Annotated in this window: 20 protein-coding genes and 1 riboswitch; of the genes, 17 read left to right on the top strand and 3 right to left on the bottom strand. The window is 39.8% G+C overall.

What is annotated here, in order from left to right; all coding sequences use genetic code 11:
- Positions 1-5: 5 nt before the first annotated feature.
- Positions 6-473 carry a hypothetical protein gene (locus tag CHB66_RS12150; protein WP_089241315.1) on the top strand — a complete coding sequence of 156 codons (468 nt, stop codon included), beginning with the start codon at positions 6-8 and terminating at the stop codon, positions 471-473.
- Here the strand turns inward: CHB66_RS12150 and CHB66_RS12145 are convergent.
- Positions 463-1578 (bottom strand): alanine racemase, encoded by a 1116-nt coding sequence (locus CHB66_RS12145; RefSeq protein WP_089241467.1) that lies wholly within the window; start codon positions 1576-1578, stop codon positions 463-465. The genes CHB66_RS12150 and CHB66_RS12145 overlap by 11 nt on opposite strands.
- 134 nt (positions 1579-1712) lie before the next feature.
- Between CHB66_RS12145 and CHB66_RS12140 the strand changes: the two genes are divergently transcribed.
- The 3 genes from CHB66_RS12140 (at position 1713) to CHB66_RS12130 (ending at position 5557) form a co-directional block, all read left to right on the top strand.
- Positions 1713-3215, top strand: coding sequence for a glycoside hydrolase family 32 protein (locus tag CHB66_RS12140; RefSeq protein WP_089241313.1), 1503 nt, complete (start codon positions 1713-1715; stop codon positions 3213-3215).
- A 109-nt stretch (positions 3216-3324) separates the two neighbouring features.
- Positions 3325-4668 carry a sugar porter family MFS transporter gene (locus CHB66_RS12135; protein WP_089241311.1) on the top strand — a complete coding sequence of 448 codons (1344 nt, stop codon included), beginning with the start codon at positions 3325-3327 and terminating at the stop codon, positions 4666-4668.
- Entirely contained in the window at positions 4661-5557 is an 897-nt protein-coding gene (locus tag CHB66_RS12130; RefSeq protein WP_089241309.1) for a carbohydrate kinase family protein, read from the top strand. The genes CHB66_RS12135 and CHB66_RS12130 overlap by 8 nt, the downstream gene beginning before the upstream one ends.
- Positions 5558-5768: 211 nt before the next feature.
- On the opposite strand, the gene rlmF is transcribed toward CHB66_RS12130, so the two are convergent.
- A complete protein-coding gene (gene rlmF / locus CHB66_RS12120; RefSeq protein ID WP_317045596.1) occupies positions 5769-6686 on the bottom strand; it encodes a 23S rRNA (adenine(1618)-N(6))-methyltransferase RlmF in 918 nt (305 codons plus the stop codon).
- A 124-nt stretch (positions 6687-6810) separates the two neighbouring features.
- On the opposite strand from rlmF, the gene CHB66_RS12115 reads away from it, so the two are divergent.
- From CHB66_RS12115 to CHB66_RS12085, 7 genes are all read left to right on the top strand, one after another.
- Positions 6811-7350 carry a fasciclin domain-containing protein gene (locus CHB66_RS12115; protein WP_089241305.1) on the top strand — a complete coding sequence of 180 codons (540 nt, stop codon included), beginning with the start codon at positions 6811-6813 and terminating at the stop codon, positions 7348-7350.
- 132 nt (positions 7351-7482) lie between these two features.
- Complete coding sequence (locus CHB66_RS12110; RefSeq protein WP_089241465.1) at positions 7483-7728, top strand: AbrB/MazE/SpoVT family DNA-binding domain-containing protein; 246 nt, start codon at positions 7483-7485, stop codon at positions 7726-7728.
- Positions 7719-8042 (top strand): type II toxin-antitoxin system PemK/MazF family toxin, encoded by a 324-nt coding sequence (locus tag CHB66_RS12105; protein ID WP_089241303.1) that lies wholly within the window; start codon positions 7719-7721, stop codon positions 8040-8042. Before CHB66_RS12110 ends, CHB66_RS12105 begins: the two co-directional genes overlap by 10 nt.
- Before the next feature lie 208 nt (positions 8043-8250).
- Positions 8251-8360: riboswitch (SAM riboswitch) on the top strand.
- A 208-nt stretch (positions 8361-8568) separates the two neighbouring features.
- Entirely contained in the window at positions 8569-9879 is a 1311-nt protein-coding gene (locus CHB66_RS12100) for an O-acetylhomoserine aminocarboxypropyltransferase/cysteine synthase family protein (protein ID WP_089241301.1), read from the top strand.
- Positions 9880-9913: 34 nt separating this feature from the next.
- Positions 9914-10969, top strand: a complete 1056-nt coding sequence (locus tag CHB66_RS12095; RefSeq protein WP_089241299.1) for a homoserine O-acetyltransferase family protein — start codon at positions 9914-9916, stop codon at positions 10967-10969.
- The gene (locus CHB66_RS12090; protein WP_089241297.1) at positions 10962-12185 is read left to right on the top strand and encodes a homoserine dehydrogenase; all 1224 of its coding nucleotides are present in this window, start codon (positions 10962-10964) and stop codon (positions 12183-12185) included. Before CHB66_RS12095 ends, CHB66_RS12090 begins: the two co-directional genes overlap by 8 nt.
- Before the next feature lie 91 nt (positions 12186-12276).
- Positions 12277-12669, top strand: coding sequence for a VOC family protein (locus tag CHB66_RS12085; protein ID WP_089241295.1), 393 nt, complete (start codon positions 12277-12279; stop codon positions 12667-12669).
- 29 nt (positions 12670-12698) lie between these two features.
- Here the strand turns inward: CHB66_RS12085 and CHB66_RS12080 are convergent, their stop codons facing one another.
- Complete coding sequence (locus CHB66_RS12080) at positions 12699-13139, bottom strand: DUF2147 domain-containing protein (protein ID WP_089241293.1); 441 nt, start codon at positions 13137-13139, stop codon at positions 12699-12701.
- 112 nt (positions 13140-13251) lie between these two features.
- Here CHB66_RS12080 and pdeM point away from each other — a divergent pair, with 112 nt between their 5' ends.
- From pdeM to CHB66_RS12050, 6 genes are all read left to right on the top strand, one after another.
- The gene (gene pdeM, locus CHB66_RS12075) at positions 13252-13926 is read left to right on the top strand and encodes a ligase-associated DNA damage response endonuclease PdeM (RefSeq protein ID WP_089241463.1); all 675 of its coding nucleotides are present in this window, start codon (positions 13252-13254) and stop codon (positions 13924-13926) included.
- Between the two features lie 108 nt (positions 13927-14034).
- Positions 14035-14925, top strand: a complete 891-nt coding sequence (locus CHB66_RS12070; protein WP_089241291.1) for a cell division protein FtsX — start codon at positions 14035-14037, stop codon at positions 14923-14925.
- Between the two features lie 5 nt (positions 14926-14930).
- Complete coding sequence (locus CHB66_RS12065; protein ID WP_089241289.1) at positions 14931-15137, top strand: DUF3098 domain-containing protein; 207 nt, start codon at positions 14931-14933, stop codon at positions 15135-15137.
- Positions 15138-15146: 9 nt separating this feature from the next.
- Positions 15147-15941: an undecaprenyl-diphosphate phosphatase gene (locus CHB66_RS12060; protein ID WP_089241287.1), complete on the top strand. Its 795-nt coding sequence runs from the start codon at positions 15147-15149 to the stop codon at positions 15939-15941.
- 1 nt (position 15942) lies between these two features.
- Positions 15943-16629: a tRNA pseudouridine(55) synthase TruB gene (gene truB, locus CHB66_RS12055; RefSeq protein ID WP_089241285.1), complete on the top strand. Its 687-nt coding sequence runs from the start codon at positions 15943-15945 to the stop codon at positions 16627-16629.
- Entirely contained in the window at positions 16616-17548 is a 933-nt protein-coding gene (locus tag CHB66_RS12050) for a bifunctional riboflavin kinase/FAD synthetase (RefSeq protein WP_089241283.1), read from the top strand. The genes truB and CHB66_RS12050 overlap by 14 nt, the downstream gene beginning before the upstream one ends.
- Positions 17549-17550: the final 2 nt, after the last annotated feature.

Below are 17550 nucleotides of genomic sequence, written 5' to 3'. Positions count from 1 at the left end.
AAAACATGAAAAAGTATCTATTAATTATCTGTTTGACTTTTGTCACATATTTTGCAAATGCTCAGTATCAAGGACAATACAGGGGGATTCATGCTTATGAAATGGCTTATGATAAGCCTTTTTTTGGATTGAATTTTACGGGTGAATATTTTCCATTAAACTATTTTTCAGTAGCACCTTCTTTTACTTTCTTCACACCGGCTACAGGAAATGCTCGCGGATTTGACATCAATGCGCGGTACTATTTGACTGAAAAGGAAAAGCAGTGGTATGTTACAGCTGGCTATGGCTTTTATAGAAGAGTATTCGAGTTCAATGAAATCGGAAGATTTGATCATAACTCACTCAATTTAGGTGCTGGAGGAATGCTCAAAATCACGGATGAAATAGGCTTTAATCCAGAAGTGAGGTTTCAAGCATTTGGTCGTAATAGCATGATGTTTAAGCTCGGAGTAGTATATTTTATAAATTAAAAGTCACAAGCCCCTCAGCATGATCAATCCATTCACCATTCAAGCTGAGGTAAGCTTTCATACAGTCAGCTGTCATGCAGCTATGTACAGGTAGGATGCCCAATAGGTCTCCTACATGAGTTTTTTGTAGGAGTTCTTCAGAGGCTTGAATGATGCCGTGCTCCTGGGAGATGCTTTTCACGAATGATCTTGATTCAGGAATATCCCAGCCGTTTTCGCTCAACATGACCACTTCACCAAAATTCTTCTCTCCATTTGGCTCAATCAAAACATCCTTAGCCAAATGCACCCTGCCACCATGTATCAAAATTGTTCTTTTTTCGGGATTGATATCGACCACAGGCACTGCAAGTGCCACTGCGATATCTGCTTTGGTACAACTGCCTATACCTGCTTGCGTGAGGTCATAAAACACAAAGTTGCCTGGTCCCATTTGATCTATACCTCCAAAATCTTCCATCATGGAGCAAGTAGGGGTATCGCCAGTTCTAGTTACTAAGTTGGGGAATTCTGTGCTGTATTTGTCTTTGAGCATGTTGAGTGCGGCTATGTTCTGCTCGTGAATGGCAGCCACATCTTTTGCATAGTAGCTATGGCCGGCATGGATATAGAAACCTCTAAACTGTAAGTGTTCAGATGTTTGACTGATTCTTAGGATTTCCTCAATTTTTCCAAAATCGCTGACCGCTACGCCTGTACGACCATAACCAGCATCGATTTCTATAAAAAAGCCCACAGTACTACTCAGTTTCTTAGCCAATAACTGAGTCACTTCACTATTCACCAGTTGGATTGATATTTTTTGATTTTGACTGAGTTCATTGAGCTTCCTGATCTGAAGTGGGTTGAATGGAAAAGCGATGTGAATGGTCTCCCAACCATTTCCGCAGAAGTATGCTGCCATTTTGATGGAAGAGACGGTGATTTCCTTTATCCCATATTCTTTAGCCCATGCACCGATGGCTTTGGATTGTCCTGTTTTGAAATGTGGAATCAATTCCATCCCATTTCTAGCTGCTTTCTGAGCCATGCGGTGCAAATTGGCTCTGCATATTTTCTCGTCAATCAATAGTGTGGGAGAGGTAATGTGCTGAAGGTAGGACATGGTGCTTTTATTTTGTTGAAGATCGAAATTAAATGATTTTCTGTCAGTGAAAAAAGTCATTCATCATTTGTAGCCTGAATAGTTGGGATAAAGATATTTTTTAGCGTAATTATTTCTTTATTTAAGCCTATCGTATGAATTACTTGATCAAATTCCCGCTTATCGCGCTGTTGATGTTTGCTTTTATAGCTTGTCAAAACAATGACAAAAGCTCAGTAGAAACACCTCAGCAGTTTGATGAAAAATTCCGACCACAATATCATTTTACTCCTCCATCTAACTGGATGAATGATCCCAACGGAATGGTTTATTTCGAAGGAGAGTATCATCTTTTCTATCAATATCATCCAGATGGTAACACTTGGGGTCCTATGCACTGGGGGCATGCAATTTCAAAGGATTTGGTTTCTTGGGAGCATTTCCCAATTGCGCTTTTTCCAGATGAGCATGGCACCATTTTTTCGGGCTCTGCCGTAATAGATCACCAAAACACCTCGGGTCTAGGGTCGGTGGAGAACCCTCCAATGGTAGCGATTTTTACTTATCATGATGCAGAGGGAGAAAAAGCTGGTAGAAAAGACTTTCAAATACAAGGAATAGCATTCAGTCTTGATAAGGGACGAACATGGGAGAAATACGAATCCAATCCAGTTTTGTCCAATCCTGGCATCATAGACTTTAGAGACCCGAAGGTGATTTGGCATGAAGAGAGTAGCATGTGGGTCATGTCTTTGGCTGTAAAGGATAAAATTAGTTTTTATACTTCTTCAAATTTGATAGAATGGATTTACCAAAGTGATTTCAACCCTGTTTGGGCGGCGTATGGAGGAGTGTGGGAATGTCCAGACTTATTTCCATTGAAGACGGCAGAGGGTGAAGAAAAATGGGTGCTTTTGGTAAGTATCAATCCTGGTGGGCCTAATGGAGGATCCGCTACGCAATATTTTGTAGGGGACTTTGATGGAGAAGTATTTAGAAGTGAAACCACGGTTACCAAATGGATTGATTATGGTGCGGATAATTATGCTGGCGTGACCTGGTCCGATATTCCAGAGGAAGATGGAAGAAGGCTTTTCTTAGGCTGGATGAGTAATTGGCTCTATGCGCAAGAAGTCCCTACAGAGGAGTGGAGATCTGCGATGACTTTGCCAAGATCATTGGAGCTTCAGCAACATGGAACTGACTTCAATCTTGCTTCAAGACCTGTAGCAGAACTCAAGAAATTGAGGAGTAAGTCCATGGAAGTGACAGGAGAATTGATCAATCTAGATTCTGATCTTTTAGAAATAGGCTTAGAGTCACTTGGAGGTGATTTTGAAATGGTGTTTTCCAATAATGAAGGGGATAATCTCCTGATTACAAAAGTAGGAGATGAAATCAGCATCGATAGGAGTCAATCAGGGTTAGTTGATTTTTCAGATCAATTCCCTGCTGTACATAGGATTCCACTGCTTGGAATTCAGGTTAAGGATATTCGGATTTTCTTGGACCGATCTTCCATTGAGATTTTCATCAATGATGGTGAGTCTGTGATCACAGAACTGATCTTTCCAACTTCAGCTTATACAGTATTGAGCCTTCAAGGAATAGATCCAAAAGTTCAAATTCACCACCTCAAATCCATCTGGGGGAAATAACTTTTAATATTGCATTTGCATGGTATTTTAAATGATACAAAAGAACCACCCAATAACTCAATCTACTAATAACCAAATCAACTAATTCCTAATCCCTAAAACCCAAAATATGCAAAGTAAAAATTATGTACTTTTCCTATCCATCACCGCGGCGCTTGGAGGTTTTTTGTTTGGTTTTGATACCGCGGTGATCTCAGGAGCGGAGCGGGATATTCAGACACTCTGGCAATTATCCGACTTGAAACATGGCTTGGCAGTAGCTATAGCACTTTATGGTACAGTGATAGGAGCACTATTTGGTGGGATTCCAGCTGATCGCTTGGGAAGGAAAAAATCACTCTTGCTGATAGGGTTACTTTATTTGGGTTCGGCTATGGGCTCTGCGCTTGCGCCAGAAGTCAATAGCTTTATGTTTTTCAGATTTCTTGGAGGTTTGGGAGTTGGAGCATCTTCGGTTGTAGCGCCGCTTTACATTTCAGAGATTGCACCTGCGGGAAGGAGAGGACAGCTCGTGGCACTCTATCAGTTCAATATCGTTTTTGGGATTTTGATGGCCTATTTTTCCAATTACCTGATCGGAACTGCTGATCTAGTCAATGCTTGGAGATGGATGCTGGGTGTGGAAGCCTTACCAGCATTGATTTATTGTCTATTGATCGTGAGGGTACCCAAAAGTCCAAGGTGGCTCATTGCCAAATACAAAGATTTTGAAGGAGCAAGGGCGATCTTGTCAAAAACCGATCCAGAAGGCGTAGATGAAGCTATCGCCTTGGCAATTGAGGAGAGTAAGGTGATCAGAGAAAAGGCCAGTTTAAAAATGCTATTTGGGTCGAAGTTTAGAAAAATTAGTCTGATGGCAGTCTTGATGGCCTTTTTTAACCAACTCTCAGGGATCAATGCCATCATTTATTTTGCGCCAAGGATATTTGAATCTGCGGGAATTGCCACTGAGGATGCCTTGATTTCCACGATTGGAATCGGTGCAATCAATCTTTTTGCGACCATGATGGGTTTGTACTTGATCGATAAATTAGGAAGGAAAATGTTAATGTATATTGGTTCTATAGGTTATTTGATTTCACTTTCGTTGATGGCTTACAGTTATTTTGGAGGTGCAATAGATAGCAGTTGGTTGCCTTATTTTGTGTTTGTTTTTATTGCTTCACATGCCATAGGCCAAGGTTCAGTAATATGGGTGTTTATCTCTGAGATATTCCCCAACGAACTCCGAGCTTACGGGCAGTCCTTGGGGTCTTTTACCCATTGGATCTTAGCGGCTGTGATAGCCAATGTTTTTCCATTATTTGCCAATCAGTATGGAGCGGGAAATATTTTTGCTTTTTTTGCATTGATGATGCTGTTCCAGTTGCTCTGGGTCATGTTTAGAATGCCAGAGACGAAGGGAAGGTCATTGGAAGAGATTCAGAGAGACTTATTGAAAGATCATGGCTAAGAAAATTATTTGTTTTGGAGAAATGCTTTGGGATGTGTTTCCCGATGGCGCAGTGGCTGGTGGTGCACCAATGAATGTAGCGCTCAACTTGCATCAACTTGGTTTGGATGTAACGATGATCTCACGCGTGGGGAAAGATGAGGATGGGCAAAAACTCCTTGACTTTGTCAAAGAATATGGATTGCCACTTACTTCTATTCAGGAGGATGAAAGTCAGCCAACCGGCAAAGTCATCATCGATCAAACTGATAAGGAGAATATCAAATATGAAATCCTTGAGCCAGCAGCATGGGATTTTATCAGCTTGACGACTGATAATCAAGAGTTGGTCGCTAAGGCGGATGCCTTGGTTTTCGGAAGTTTGGCCGTGAGGAATGAGCAATCTTGGCAGACACTCTATCACTTGGTGCATCAACCCCTTTTGACTGTTTTTGATATCAATATGCGTGCGCCTTACATAGATTTTTATAAGATTGATAGTCTGTTGGGTTACACCGACATCCTGAAGATCAATGAAGATGAATTGGAGATTTTGGCGGATTTCTTTGAATTGAAGGATAAGAGAGATGGTTTAGCAAAAGCCCTTTGTGATTATTTGGTGGAAGAATACCCCATTGAGACCATTTGCATCACACATGGTGGCAAAGGAGCAATGGTATATAAAGATGGTAGCATCATTTCACATCCAGGATATAAGGTCCAAGTTGAAGATACAGTGGGTGCAGGGGATGCCTTTTTGAGTGGATTTGTAAAGATGTATCTAGAAGGAAAAAACCTTAAAGATACCCTGGATTTTGCCAGTAAGCTTGGTGCCTTTGTGGCTACCCAAAAAGGCGGAACTCCGAAGTATAGTTTGGATGGAAAAGACACAACCATAAGGGTAAGGTAAATTCCTTAGACTGAAAGTCTCGAATACGCTAAATAAATTATTTAGGCTTCAAAATTTCTAGATTTTGAGAATTCACTTGAATATTATTGTGCCTTAAAAACGGATTGCAATTTAATAATTACCAGAAATGGCAAAGACTTTAAAGAATCAGAAATACCAGTTCTTTCTCCTATGGAGTATTTGTTAAGCTTAAGAGTTTAACAACTAATATTCATCCAAAACTCCAAGCTACTATCCTGCTAATTTTATTTCCCTGACTCATATCTATCGTTTTGATGGATTTTGCATTCACCACATCTAGCACCTTATAGATTTGGGGCAGGTTGGCTTCTTTGGAAACTAAGCTGGTAAACCATCTGCACTGCTTTCCAAATCTCCTGCTTTCATAGATCATATTGGTCAAGAACTGAAGTTCTCCACCTTGATACCACAATTCATTGCTTTGTCCTCCAAAATTCAGCGTGGGGTTCTTGACCTGTTTACCTTTGAGGTTGCTGAGCTTTCTTTGTGTACTCGCCATGGCCTCCTTGGCCGATGCATGGAAAGGTGGGTTGCATATACTTAGGTCATAAGCTTCCCCGGGTAGGATGATGTCAGTGAATAGGTTTCTTGGATTTTTTTGAAGCCGTATCGTGATCTGCTCTTTGAGTCCAAGATTTTTGTTGATGATATTTTCAGCCGAGGCGATGGCTTTAGGGTCTATATCAGTCCCCACAAAAGACCACCCATACTCTCGAATACCTATGATAGGGTAGATGCAATTGGCTCCTACACCAATATCCAGACATTTCGTCTGCTTTTTGACTTGACCGTTTTTGTCAGTAAGTAATTCGGCGACATAGTGAATGTAATCGGCCCTTCCTGGAATAGGAGGACAGAGGTAATTTTCAGGAATTTCCCAATATTCGATCTGATAATACTGCTTTAATAGTGCCTTATTGAGCGTAATGACTGCTTCAGGATCAAAAAAATCAATGGATTCATCTCCATATTTATTGGTGAAAACATAAGCTTTCAACTCAGGTAAAGTCTTTGTCAAAAGATCAAAGTCATACCTTTCTCTATGTTTGTTTCTAGGGTGGAGTCTGGATTTGACAGGTGCTTGCGCTCTTTTTTCTTTTGGCATCATTCGTGAACAGTAACGTGTACAAAAGTATTCAATTTTTACCCTCTATCAATTATTTCCAGCTGTTTAAAACTAATTGGAAGAATTTGTGTTTGGTCTCTATTGAATCATCAAACAACTTAACAAAATGAAAATCTTAAGAATCTTATCCTTAGCTGCTGCTTGCAGCGCAACAATCTTCGCAGTAAGCTGTGGAGGTGGTACCACAGAAACTACAGAAACAGAAGTAGTGGAAGAAGTAGTAGTAGAAGAAGCTCCAACAACTGTAGTGGACATTGCAGTAGGATCTCCTGACCACACCACATTAGTAGCAGCAGTTTCTGCAGCTGGCTTGGTAGAGACTTTGATGGGCGACGGTCCTTTCACTGTTTTTGCCCCTACAAATAGTGCTTTTGCAGCTTTACCAGAAGGTACGGTTGAAAGTCTTTTGCAGGAAGAAAATAAAGATCAATTGACTGCTGTCTTGACTTACCACGTGGTAGCGGGAAATGTAATGTCAGGTGATTTGTCTGATGGACAAGTTGTAACTACCCTTCAAGGACAAGAGTTGACTGTGTCTATTAAAGATGGTAAAGTCATGATCAATGGTGCTACAGTAGTAGCCGCTGATCTTGCTGGTAGCAATGGTGTAGTTCACGTGATCGACGCGGTATTATTGCCAAAATAAGTTTTTGAAAAAATTTAGTATAAAAGCCCGCCTCAGAGTGGGCTTTTTTTATAAGTTGATCTGATGATCAAGGTGAGAAACTTTTTTTAATGAATAAATGTAATTACATTGTATGAACATTTTAAAATGTTTATGGAAGCAATTATCATTAAAATAGGTAACTCGAAAGGCCTCAGACTAAGCAAAACTATCTTAGAGAAATATAACATTACTGATAAAGTGGAGATTATATTAGAAGATGATCAGATCATATTAAAACCAATTACGAAGCCAAGGGAAAATTGGGAAATTAAATTTAAAGAAATGGCCGAAAGGGGTGATGATAAATTATTGATTAGTGATGTTTTTGAGGATGAAAATCTTGATGAATGGAATTAAAACAATACAGTATTATCTTAGTCAATCTTGATCCAACAATTGGAGCTGAAATTAAAAAAACAAGACCATGTGTGATTATTTCACCTGATGAAATGAACAGATACTTAGGAACTGTCATAGTAGCACCGATGACTACTACAATTAGAAATTACCCCACTAGAGTAGTTGTCAATCATCAAAATAAAATAGGAATGATTGCTATTGATCAAATCAGGACAATAGATAAAACTAGGATCCTAAGAGTTTTTACAAAGCTGAGTGATGCGGAAATTATTGCATGCAAGGCAGTTATAAAAGAAGCCTTTGTTGACTGATTTGACAAAAGCATTACGTTTTTTAGATTATTGGATTCACGTACTCATTTTTACTTTCCCAGATTACGCACATCATGAGCACTTTTTTTGAATTAGAAATCGATGAGGTGTTACATTTTAAATTATAACAAGATTTTTTCGTCATTTCCTTGCATCCTAAAATTTCCTGAATTTACTTTGCAGTATCCTTTCACTTTTTGAGTGTTGGGATTTATAAAGAAGAGGCGAGAGACAGGCTCTAAGACCCTCTGGCAACCTGGAAAATCCAAGGTGCCAATTCCTGCCGATAGAGAATATCCTCTTTCGGAAATATAAATTCTTAACAAGATGATTTATATTCCACAGATTTCAGATTTACACAATTTCCAATTGACAAGTTCAAATCGATTTGCTATGCTAGCCATTTTGATGCTTTGTCCCATGTGTAGGTAATTTTTACCCTACCCCAATTTCTGTTATTTCCTTCAGAACTTCAGCAAAAAGGATTCTCTAGTTAAGTTTAACAATCCTATAAAACCTATCAATTATGTCTACTAATTATCGTTTTGAAACACTGCAACTTCACGCAGGACAAAGCCCAGATACTGCCACCAATTCTAGAGCAGTACCGATCTATCAGACCACTTCTTATGTATTCAACTCTGCCGAGCATGGTGCTAATCTTTTTGCCTTAAAAGAGTTTGGAAACATCTACACGAGGATCATGAATCCGACCACGGATGTTTTTGAACAGCGCGTAGCGGCACTTGAAGGGGGAGTGGCTGCGGTCGCCACTGGTTCTGGTCAAGCGGCTCAATTTTTAGCTTTGAATAATATCTTGCAAGCTGGAGAAAACTTTGTTTCAACCTCTTACTTGTATGGTGGTTCTTACAATCAATTCAAAGTTGCTTTCAAAAGAATTGGTATAGAGGCGAGGTTTGCAAAGGGAAATAACCCCGAAGATTTTGAAAAATTAATTGATGACAACACCAAGGCACTTTACCTTGAGACGATTGGTAACCCAGAGTTTAATGTTCCTGATTTTGAGGCCATCGCGGCGATTGCTAAAAAGTATAATATCCCGCTCGTGGTGGATAATACTTTCGGCGCTGGTGGTTACTTAGCCAATCCCATCAAGCATGGAGCCAATGTGGTCACTGCATCGGCCACCAAGTGGATTGGTGGACATGGTACTTCGGTAGGAGGGATCATTGTAGATGGTGGTAACTTTAATTGGGGCAATGGTAAATTTCCTCAATTTACAGAGCCTTCTGAAGGATATCATGGTTTGAAATTCTGGGAGATTTTTGGTGAAAATAATCCATTGGGACTTCCTAATATCGCTTTTGCTATTCGTGCAAGGGTTGAGGGTCTGAGAGATTTTGGTCCAGCTTTGAGTCCATTTAATTCTTTCCTATTACTCCAAGGGTTAGAGACGCTTTCATTGAGAGTGCAAAGGACAGTAGACAATGCGCTAGTAATAGCGGAGTGGCTTGAAGCACATCCTCAAGTAAAGAAAGTCAATTATCCTGGATTGAAATCTTCGCCTTACCATGAATTAGGGAAAAAATACTTAAAAAATGGGTTTGGCGGTGTCTTGAGTTTCGAAATAGACGGAGACAAAGAAAGTACTTCAGAATTTATCAATAAACTCCAGTTAATCTCCCATTTGGCGAATGTGGGTGATGCTAAGACTTTGATTATTCAACCTTCGGCAACTACGCATCAGCAATTGAGTGATGAAGAGCAAGCTGCTGCAGGTGTGACACCTACCTTGTTGAGATTGTCGCTAGGGATTGAGCATATTGAGGATATCAAAGAAGACCTTCAACAGGCCTTTGAGCAAATTAAATCTTGATCATTCACAGTACACAAGTCCATTTTATTCCTCAATGAATCTAGCAAGTCCATACTTGATTATTGATATGAAGCAAGAGACCTTTACATATGAAGGTGATTTTCAACTGGAATCGGGAGAGGTACTCTCAGGTTTTCATCTGTCTTATACAACCCAAGGTCACCTGACCGCCGCCAAAGATAATGTGGTCTGGGCAATACATGCTTTGACAGGTGATGCACAGGTACAAGACTGGTGGTCAGGATTAGTAGGGGAGGATAAATTCTATGATCCTACCAGACATTTTATCGTCTGTGCAAATTTACTTGGGTCATGCTATGGTTCTACTCAGCCCCTTTCTGAAAATCCAAGTACAGGAAAGCCATATTATTATGATTTTCCTAACCTGACTAGTCGTGATATGGCCGCTGCTTTGGATTTGCTCAGAATTCATTTAGGTATAGCATCTATCAATACACTGATCGGGGGCTCTCTTGGTGGTCAAGTAGGATTGGAGTGGGCTTACCTGCTTCAAGAAAAAGTGAAAAACACCATTATTCTAGCCTCCAACGCTAAAGCTACACCATGGATCATTGGCTTCAACGAAACACAAAGAATGGCTATCTCAGCAGATCAAACTTGGGGAGAACGGCGCGAAGACGCAGGGAAGAAGGGCTTGGAGGCAGCTAGAGCGATAGCGATGTTGACCTATAGACATCCTGAAAACCTCGCAGAAAAGCAAGCAGATCAAGGTGAAAACCTAGACGACTATAGAGCGAGCTCTTATCTAAGATACCAAGGCCAAAAATTAGCCAATCGTTTCAATACCTTTTCCTATTGGATGCTAACAAAAGCGATGGATAGTCATGATTTGGGAAGAAAAAGAGGAGGGGAAAAAGAGGCTTTATCTCAAATTCCCTCAAGGGTGTTGGCCATTGGCGTGGATAAGGACTTACTCTTTCTCAAAGAAGAATCACAATTCATTGCTAATCATGTCCCAAGAGGGACCTATCGTGAAATCCAATCGACCTATGGGCATGACGCCTTTTTGATTGAATATGAACAGTTAAACTACATTCTCACCTCATTTTACCTAGAAAACAATGACTAAACGAATCGGACTCTTTGGCTTTGGCGTAGTAGGCCAAGGCTACTACCAGATCGCCAAAAAACAAAAAGAACAATGGATTCCTGATGCCATTGTGGTAAAAAACAAATTCAAAAGAAGACCTTCTGATATCAAGTTCTCATATAATCCTCAGGAGGTTTTTGATAAAAATCCTGACTATGTTTTGGAACTTATTTCCAATACTGAAGAGGCTTATCAGTATGTGACAGAAGCGCTCAAGAGAGGAATTACAGTCATCTCTGCCAATAAAAAATTGCTTTCTGCCCACTTGCCTGAATTGATTCAGCTTCAAAGGGTTTTTGGTGGGAAACTCCTATATGAAGCCGCAGCGGCAGCTGGCATTCCTGTGATTACCAACTTAGAGACACATTTTGAAGAGGATGACATCATTGCTTTGGAGGGGGTGCTCAATGGCTCTTCAAATTATATCTTATCTAGGATTTTCAACAATGGCCTTTCATTTACAGAAGCTTTAAGATTGGCTCAGCAGAAGGGTTTTGCTGAAGACGACCCCAAGTTTGACATCAATGGTAGTGATGTAGCTAGCAAATTGAATATCCTGTGTTTGCATGCTTTTGGGAAGTTTATTGGTGAGTCGCAAATCCCTACTTTTGGCATCCAACATCTTGGAGAGGAAGAAATCGCATTGGCCAAAAGTCTTGGTTTGAAGATCAAACTGATCGCCAAGGCTGAGAAGGATTATCGAGGAATATCTGCTTTCATTATCCCAACATTAGTAGCTGAGTACAATCCTTTTCATGGAGTGGAAAATGAATACAATGCTGTGAAAATCACTTCAGAGCATCTTCAAGAACAGTTTTATCAAGGTAAGGGCGCCGGTAGTCTACCTACAGGTGCAGCTGTGTATGGAGATCTGATTAAAGCAAAAAATGGATTTGGATATAATTACTCCAAAGTGAATTTTGATAAGCCTTTGGATGAAAAATTATTGAATTTGGGTGTTAGGGTATTGATTAAGAGTAAGTCTGAGAGTTTGATTGAGTCCGTATTATTTTCTCCAGAGTTGAATCAGCAGATTGATGGCTATCACTTTGCTGTGGGAAAAGTCAAACCTAAAAACTTCAACAGACTCAATGAAAATGGAGAGGTATCCATCATCGCTTTGCCAGATGATCTCAGGGCTGAGCAAATCTCGGAAGGTTTAAATTGCGCTCAAGATGCTGGAGAAGTAGTTTGATAAATTTAAAAGTCTGTAAATATTCTAGAATCCTGACCCAATTTATTTTGGGTAGGATTTTTTTTGAGTATTGAGTATTTTAAATTGAAACATGAATTACACTCAAATCAAAGAAACCTGCTTATATATTTCAGACTTGGACATCGCCGAAGATTTTTACTTTGGAATTTTGGAAATGTCAGTCATTTCAAAAGTGACTGATAGACATATATTTTTCAGGTGTGGAAGTTCAATACTTTTGTGTTTTCTTCCTGAGGTTACTAAAAATGAATCTACTTTGCCTCCCCATTTTGCTGAGGGTAAGCAACACATTGCCTTTGAAGTCAGTCAAGAAGATTACGAGGAGTCTAAGAAAAAGCTACAAGATAAAGGTGTACGAATCACCCATGAGCAATCTTGGTCAAGAGGGCAAAAAAGTATTTATTTTGAGGATCCTTTCGGCCATGTGCTAGAATTGGTGCCAGTGGGGATCTGGGAGCCTTGAAATAGGAAAGGAATAAATTTTTCTTTTGCTTATTTCACTTTAGTCCATTCCACAGTTCTTCCCACTAGCGAAATGCCGATATATCCTCTTACTTCTAGCGTTTTATCACTTTTCTTTTTGAGGGTGCAAGAATAAGTTTTTCCATTGGTAGGATCGTAGATGGTGCCGTTTTCCCATGTGCCATTTTTAAACTCAAAACCTTCCAAAAGCTCCATTCCTAGTATTTTTCTATCTCGCTTCGATTTATCAGAATTTTTTGCATCAAGGATAGGTTTACCGTTTTCAGTGGGTTGCTCCAGCCAGGTGATCTTGCCATTGTATTTTCCATTTTCCTTATAGATTTCTACTTTGGCATCTTTCTCTGTGGTATACCACTCGCCTACGATGGCATCTGCATCCTGCGCTATAACTGCATAAGAAGCTAAAAAAAGGAATGTGAAAGCTAAGAATTGACCGAGTGATGATTTCATAAAAGAATTATTTTGGGCTCTATTAACTTACATGTACAATACGAATTCTTCAAGGAATGTTTACTTTTATGAGAAATCATTTTACAAATTTGTGCTCGTTATTGAAACTGACATGCCAAATCTTAGCAAGCAAGAGAATATTTTAAAAGTTGTTATCGAAGAATTAGGGGAGCTTTGCTTTTTACCTGAAAAGGCGCTTGTTTTACCAGAACACAAAGCTTTGTTACTAGCTGATCCACATTTCGGTAAAGCTGGACATTTCAGAAAAGCAGGGGTTCCCATATCCGAATTGCTCCATGATGAAGATTTAAGTAGAATATCAAAGTTGATTGTAGATTCACAAGCCGAAAGTGTATACTTTCTAGGAGATTTATTTCATTCTGATCTGAACGAGTCTTGGTGGGCCATAGAAGCATTTATTGATCAGTTTTCTGAGACCAATTTTCATTTGATCAAAGGCAATCATGATATTTTACCCCCTGCTTGTTACCAATCTGGGAAATGGGAGATTCACGAAGAACCACTGACTTTAGGAGTTTATCTTCTTTCCCATGAGCCACTAGAGGATTTTCCAAGAGATAAAATTAATATTTGCGGGCATATTCATCCTGGCATCTCACTTCGAGGTAAGGGAAGGCAGAAAGTCACCTTACCTTGTTTTTTCTATTCGGAAAGAAGATTGATCATGCCTGCATTTGGGAGGTTTACAGGATTGGTAGCCATGCCCTGTACCAAATCTGATCAAGCTTACGTTATTGCAGATGAAAAGGTAATTCGGGTCAATTAAATCAAGATTGATTGGTATTATACCATAAGCTGATTAATTTTGACCAATTCTCTTTTAGCAGTTGTCATTGCCATAGAGAATTTATAAGAAAAATGCTTCAAGAGCTATATGAAAGGCAAACCAAGGAAGAAAACCAAAGTAGGTAAATTCAAATTCATTTCTGTACTATTCAGTACGACCTTGTCTCTTTTTATCGTAGGCTTGTTTGGGGTGATATTTATCCAAGCCAAGACACTCACCAAGATCATCCGAGAAAACATTGAGATTCAAGTTTTTTTGAATAAAAATATCTCTGATGAGCGAAAAGCCGAAATCGGAAAGCAATTAGCAGCAAAACCTTATGTGATGAAAAGAGAAGAAGGTACTTCCTTGCTTTTTATTTCTCAGGAGGAAGCTGCGGCCAGTTTTCTTGAAGATACAGGGGAGGATTTTACCAAGTTTTTGGATGATAATCCACTGCGTGACAGCTATACGCTGGCAATAGCTGAAGAGTATCAGACTTCAGAAGAAATTCAAGAGATCGTCACTGCTATTAGAGACATGGATGGAGTTTTTGAAGTGACTTACATGTCTGATTTAGTAGAGTCTATCAATGAAAATCTCCTCAAAGTCAGTTTGGTCATGGGGGGTTTTATAGCTATCCTGATCATAACCGTAATCATGTTGATCAATAATACCATTAGACTGGCGCTTTTTTCTCAAAGATTCTTGATCAGAAGTATGCAGTTAGTAGGGGCGACAAGAGGTTTTATCAGAAAGCCCTTCCTGAGTAGGGCATTTTTTTTTGGGGCGCTTTCTGGTGTTTTGGCTTCAGCAATTCTCTATGGAATTATCGAATACACCAAGGCCAATATAGATGGTTTTGCCATGCTTCAGAATTACCTACTCCTTTACTATTTGTTTGGGGGGTTGGTTTTGGCCGGAGCTATGCTTTCAGTATTCAGTACTTTGAGAGCGGTGAATAAATATTTAAACATGTCTTTAGACGAACTTTACTAATTCATATGAGCAATCAACCTTTTCCTTTTACGAAGAAAAATTACACCTTGATGTTGATCGGTATTGCGATCATCGTTATTGGGTTTACGATCATTGGGCTTGACCCGACGCCACATGGCTTTGGATTCATGGGTTTGACCTTAGGGCCTATCACTGTTTTAGCCGGGTTTATTTTTGAGTTTTATGCCATCTTTCATAAGGCTGAAAAGTAAATATTTGTCATGGATATTATTGACGCGATTATCCTTGGAATCATCCAAGGTTTGACGGAGTTCTTGCCTGTTTCTTCTAGTGGGCATCTTGAATTAGGAGCTGCTTTACTAGGAGATTCTAAACTACCTGAGGAGAGCATGATGTTCTCTGTAATTCTTCATTTTGCTACAGCCCTAGCTACGATTTTGGTTTTTAGAAAAGATATATTAGAGATTTTCACAGGGCTACTTCAGTTCAAATGGAATGAAGAGACCAAGTTTTCATTGAAGATAATCTTGTCCATGATTCCTGCTGCCATCGTCGGTGTATTTTTCAATGAGCAATTGGAGCAGTTCTTTGGTGGTAAAATTGTTTTTGTAGGGAGCATGCTTTTGCTTACAGCGGTTTTACTTTACTTGGCAGACAAGGCAAAGAATACGGACAAGCCAGTGAATTTTGGGAATGCGGTCTTGGTGGGAATAGCTCAGGCTATCGCTATACTTCCGGGAATTTCTAGATCTGGAGCGACGATTTCGACTTCGGTATTGCTTGGGATCGATAAGTCGAAGGCAGCACGATTTTCGTTCTTAATGGTTGTGCCTTTAATATTAGGTAAGATTGCGAAGGATATCTTAGATGGGGCATTGACTTATAACTCGGATAGTTTTGGATACCTGTCAGCTGGTTTTATTGCTGCTTTTATAGCTGGATATTTTGCCTGTACTTGGATGATTGCATTGGTGAGGAAAAGTAAATTGACTTATTTTTCTATTTACTGTGCGATTGTTGGATTGATTGCTATTGGAGCTGGATTGTTGAGATAAGATGCAGGATAAAGAACCATACGGAGAAGTGTTTCTGATCAATAAGCCATTGGAATGGACTTCCTTTGACGTGGTCAAAAAAGTAAGAAATGCTCTAAAAATAAAGAAAGTAGGACATGCGGGTACATTGGATCCATTAGCAACTGGCTTGTTGATAGTCTGTGCTGGGAAAAAGACCAAAAGCATTGAGACCTACATGGGGCAGGAGAAAGAATATACAGGGACATTTGTACTTGGCAAGACCACAGAGAGCTACGATAGAGAAAAAGAGGTAGTGGATGTGGCAGACCCATCGCACCTCACATTAGCTCAAGTGAAAGCAGCAGCTTCACAATTGACAGGAGATATCATGCAGGTGCCGCCTATGCATTCTGCCATCAAAGTAGATGGCAAGCGTGTGTACGAATCAGCTCGAAAGGGGATTGAGGTAAAAATGGATGCGAGACCAGTGCAAGTTTCCGAGTTTGAAATTACTAGATTTGAATTGCCAGAAATAGACTTTCGAATTGTCTGCTCTAAAGGGACTTACATCAGAAGTCTTGCAAGGGATATGGGTGAGATCTTGGAAGTAGGGGCATATATGTCAGCTTTGACCCGAACAAGGATCGGCGACTTTATGTTAGAAGATGCAGAAGAATTGCCCAAATTGATAGAAAGTATAAAATCACGTCCGAATGAGGATATATGAAGGAATTGAGGATTTTGGACCTGTGAAAAATCCAGTGGTGACCAGTGGTACCTTTGATGGGGTACATTTGGGACATCAAAAGATCCTAAAACGAATCAGAAATATTGCAGACGAAATAGGAGGGGAGACCGTTCTGATTACATTTTGGCCGCATCCAAGGTTGGTCTTGTATCCCAGAGAGCATAATTTACTCCTGCTTTCTACTTTTGAGGAAAAAGCGAAATTTTTACGCGAGGCAGGAATCGATCATTTAGTCACGATTCCTTTTACGAAGGAGTTTTCTCAATTGAGTTCTGAAGAATTTATCCAAAAAATCATCATCAATAAGATTCAAACCCGTAAATTAGTCATAGGCTATGATCATAGGTTTGGAAAGAATAGAGAAGGTGGATTCGATTACCTCAAGGCTCATATTGATCAATACCCATTTGAGCTTGAAGAAATCTCTAGACAAGATGTAGATGACGTGGGTGTTTCAAGCACCAAAATCAGAACAGCTCTCCAAGAAGGGAAAGTTGAAATTGCCAACGAGTATCTTGGTAGAGCTTACGAAATCAACGGGATTATCATCAAGGGGCAGCAAGTGGGTCGGTCCATCGGATTCCCCACAGCCAATGTGCATGTACCCAATGATTATAAGCTAATTCCCCATGACGGTGCCTATGCTGTACAAGTCAATGTGGAGGGAGAACTTTATAATGGAATGCTGAACATCGGTAATCGTCCCACTGTGAATGGTCATAGTAGGACTATTGAGGTGAACTTGTTTGATTTTGAAGGTGACTTATATGACAAGAGAGTTTGTGTCAAGCTCAAAGCTTATTTGAGGCCAGAAACTAAGTTTGACGGACTTGAGATGCTTAGAGAGCAGTTGAATGTGGATAAAGAAAATGCATTGAAAATATTAACCCAGATATAACC

It is taken from the genome of Belliella buryatensis (assembly GCF_900188245.1).
Lineage (GTDB): Bacteria > Bacteroidota > Bacteroidia > Cytophagales > Cyclobacteriaceae > Belliella > Belliella buryatensis.
The sequence above is the reverse complement of the archived record's forward strand: the minus strand, read 5'-3'. Positions and strand labels throughout refer to the sequence as shown.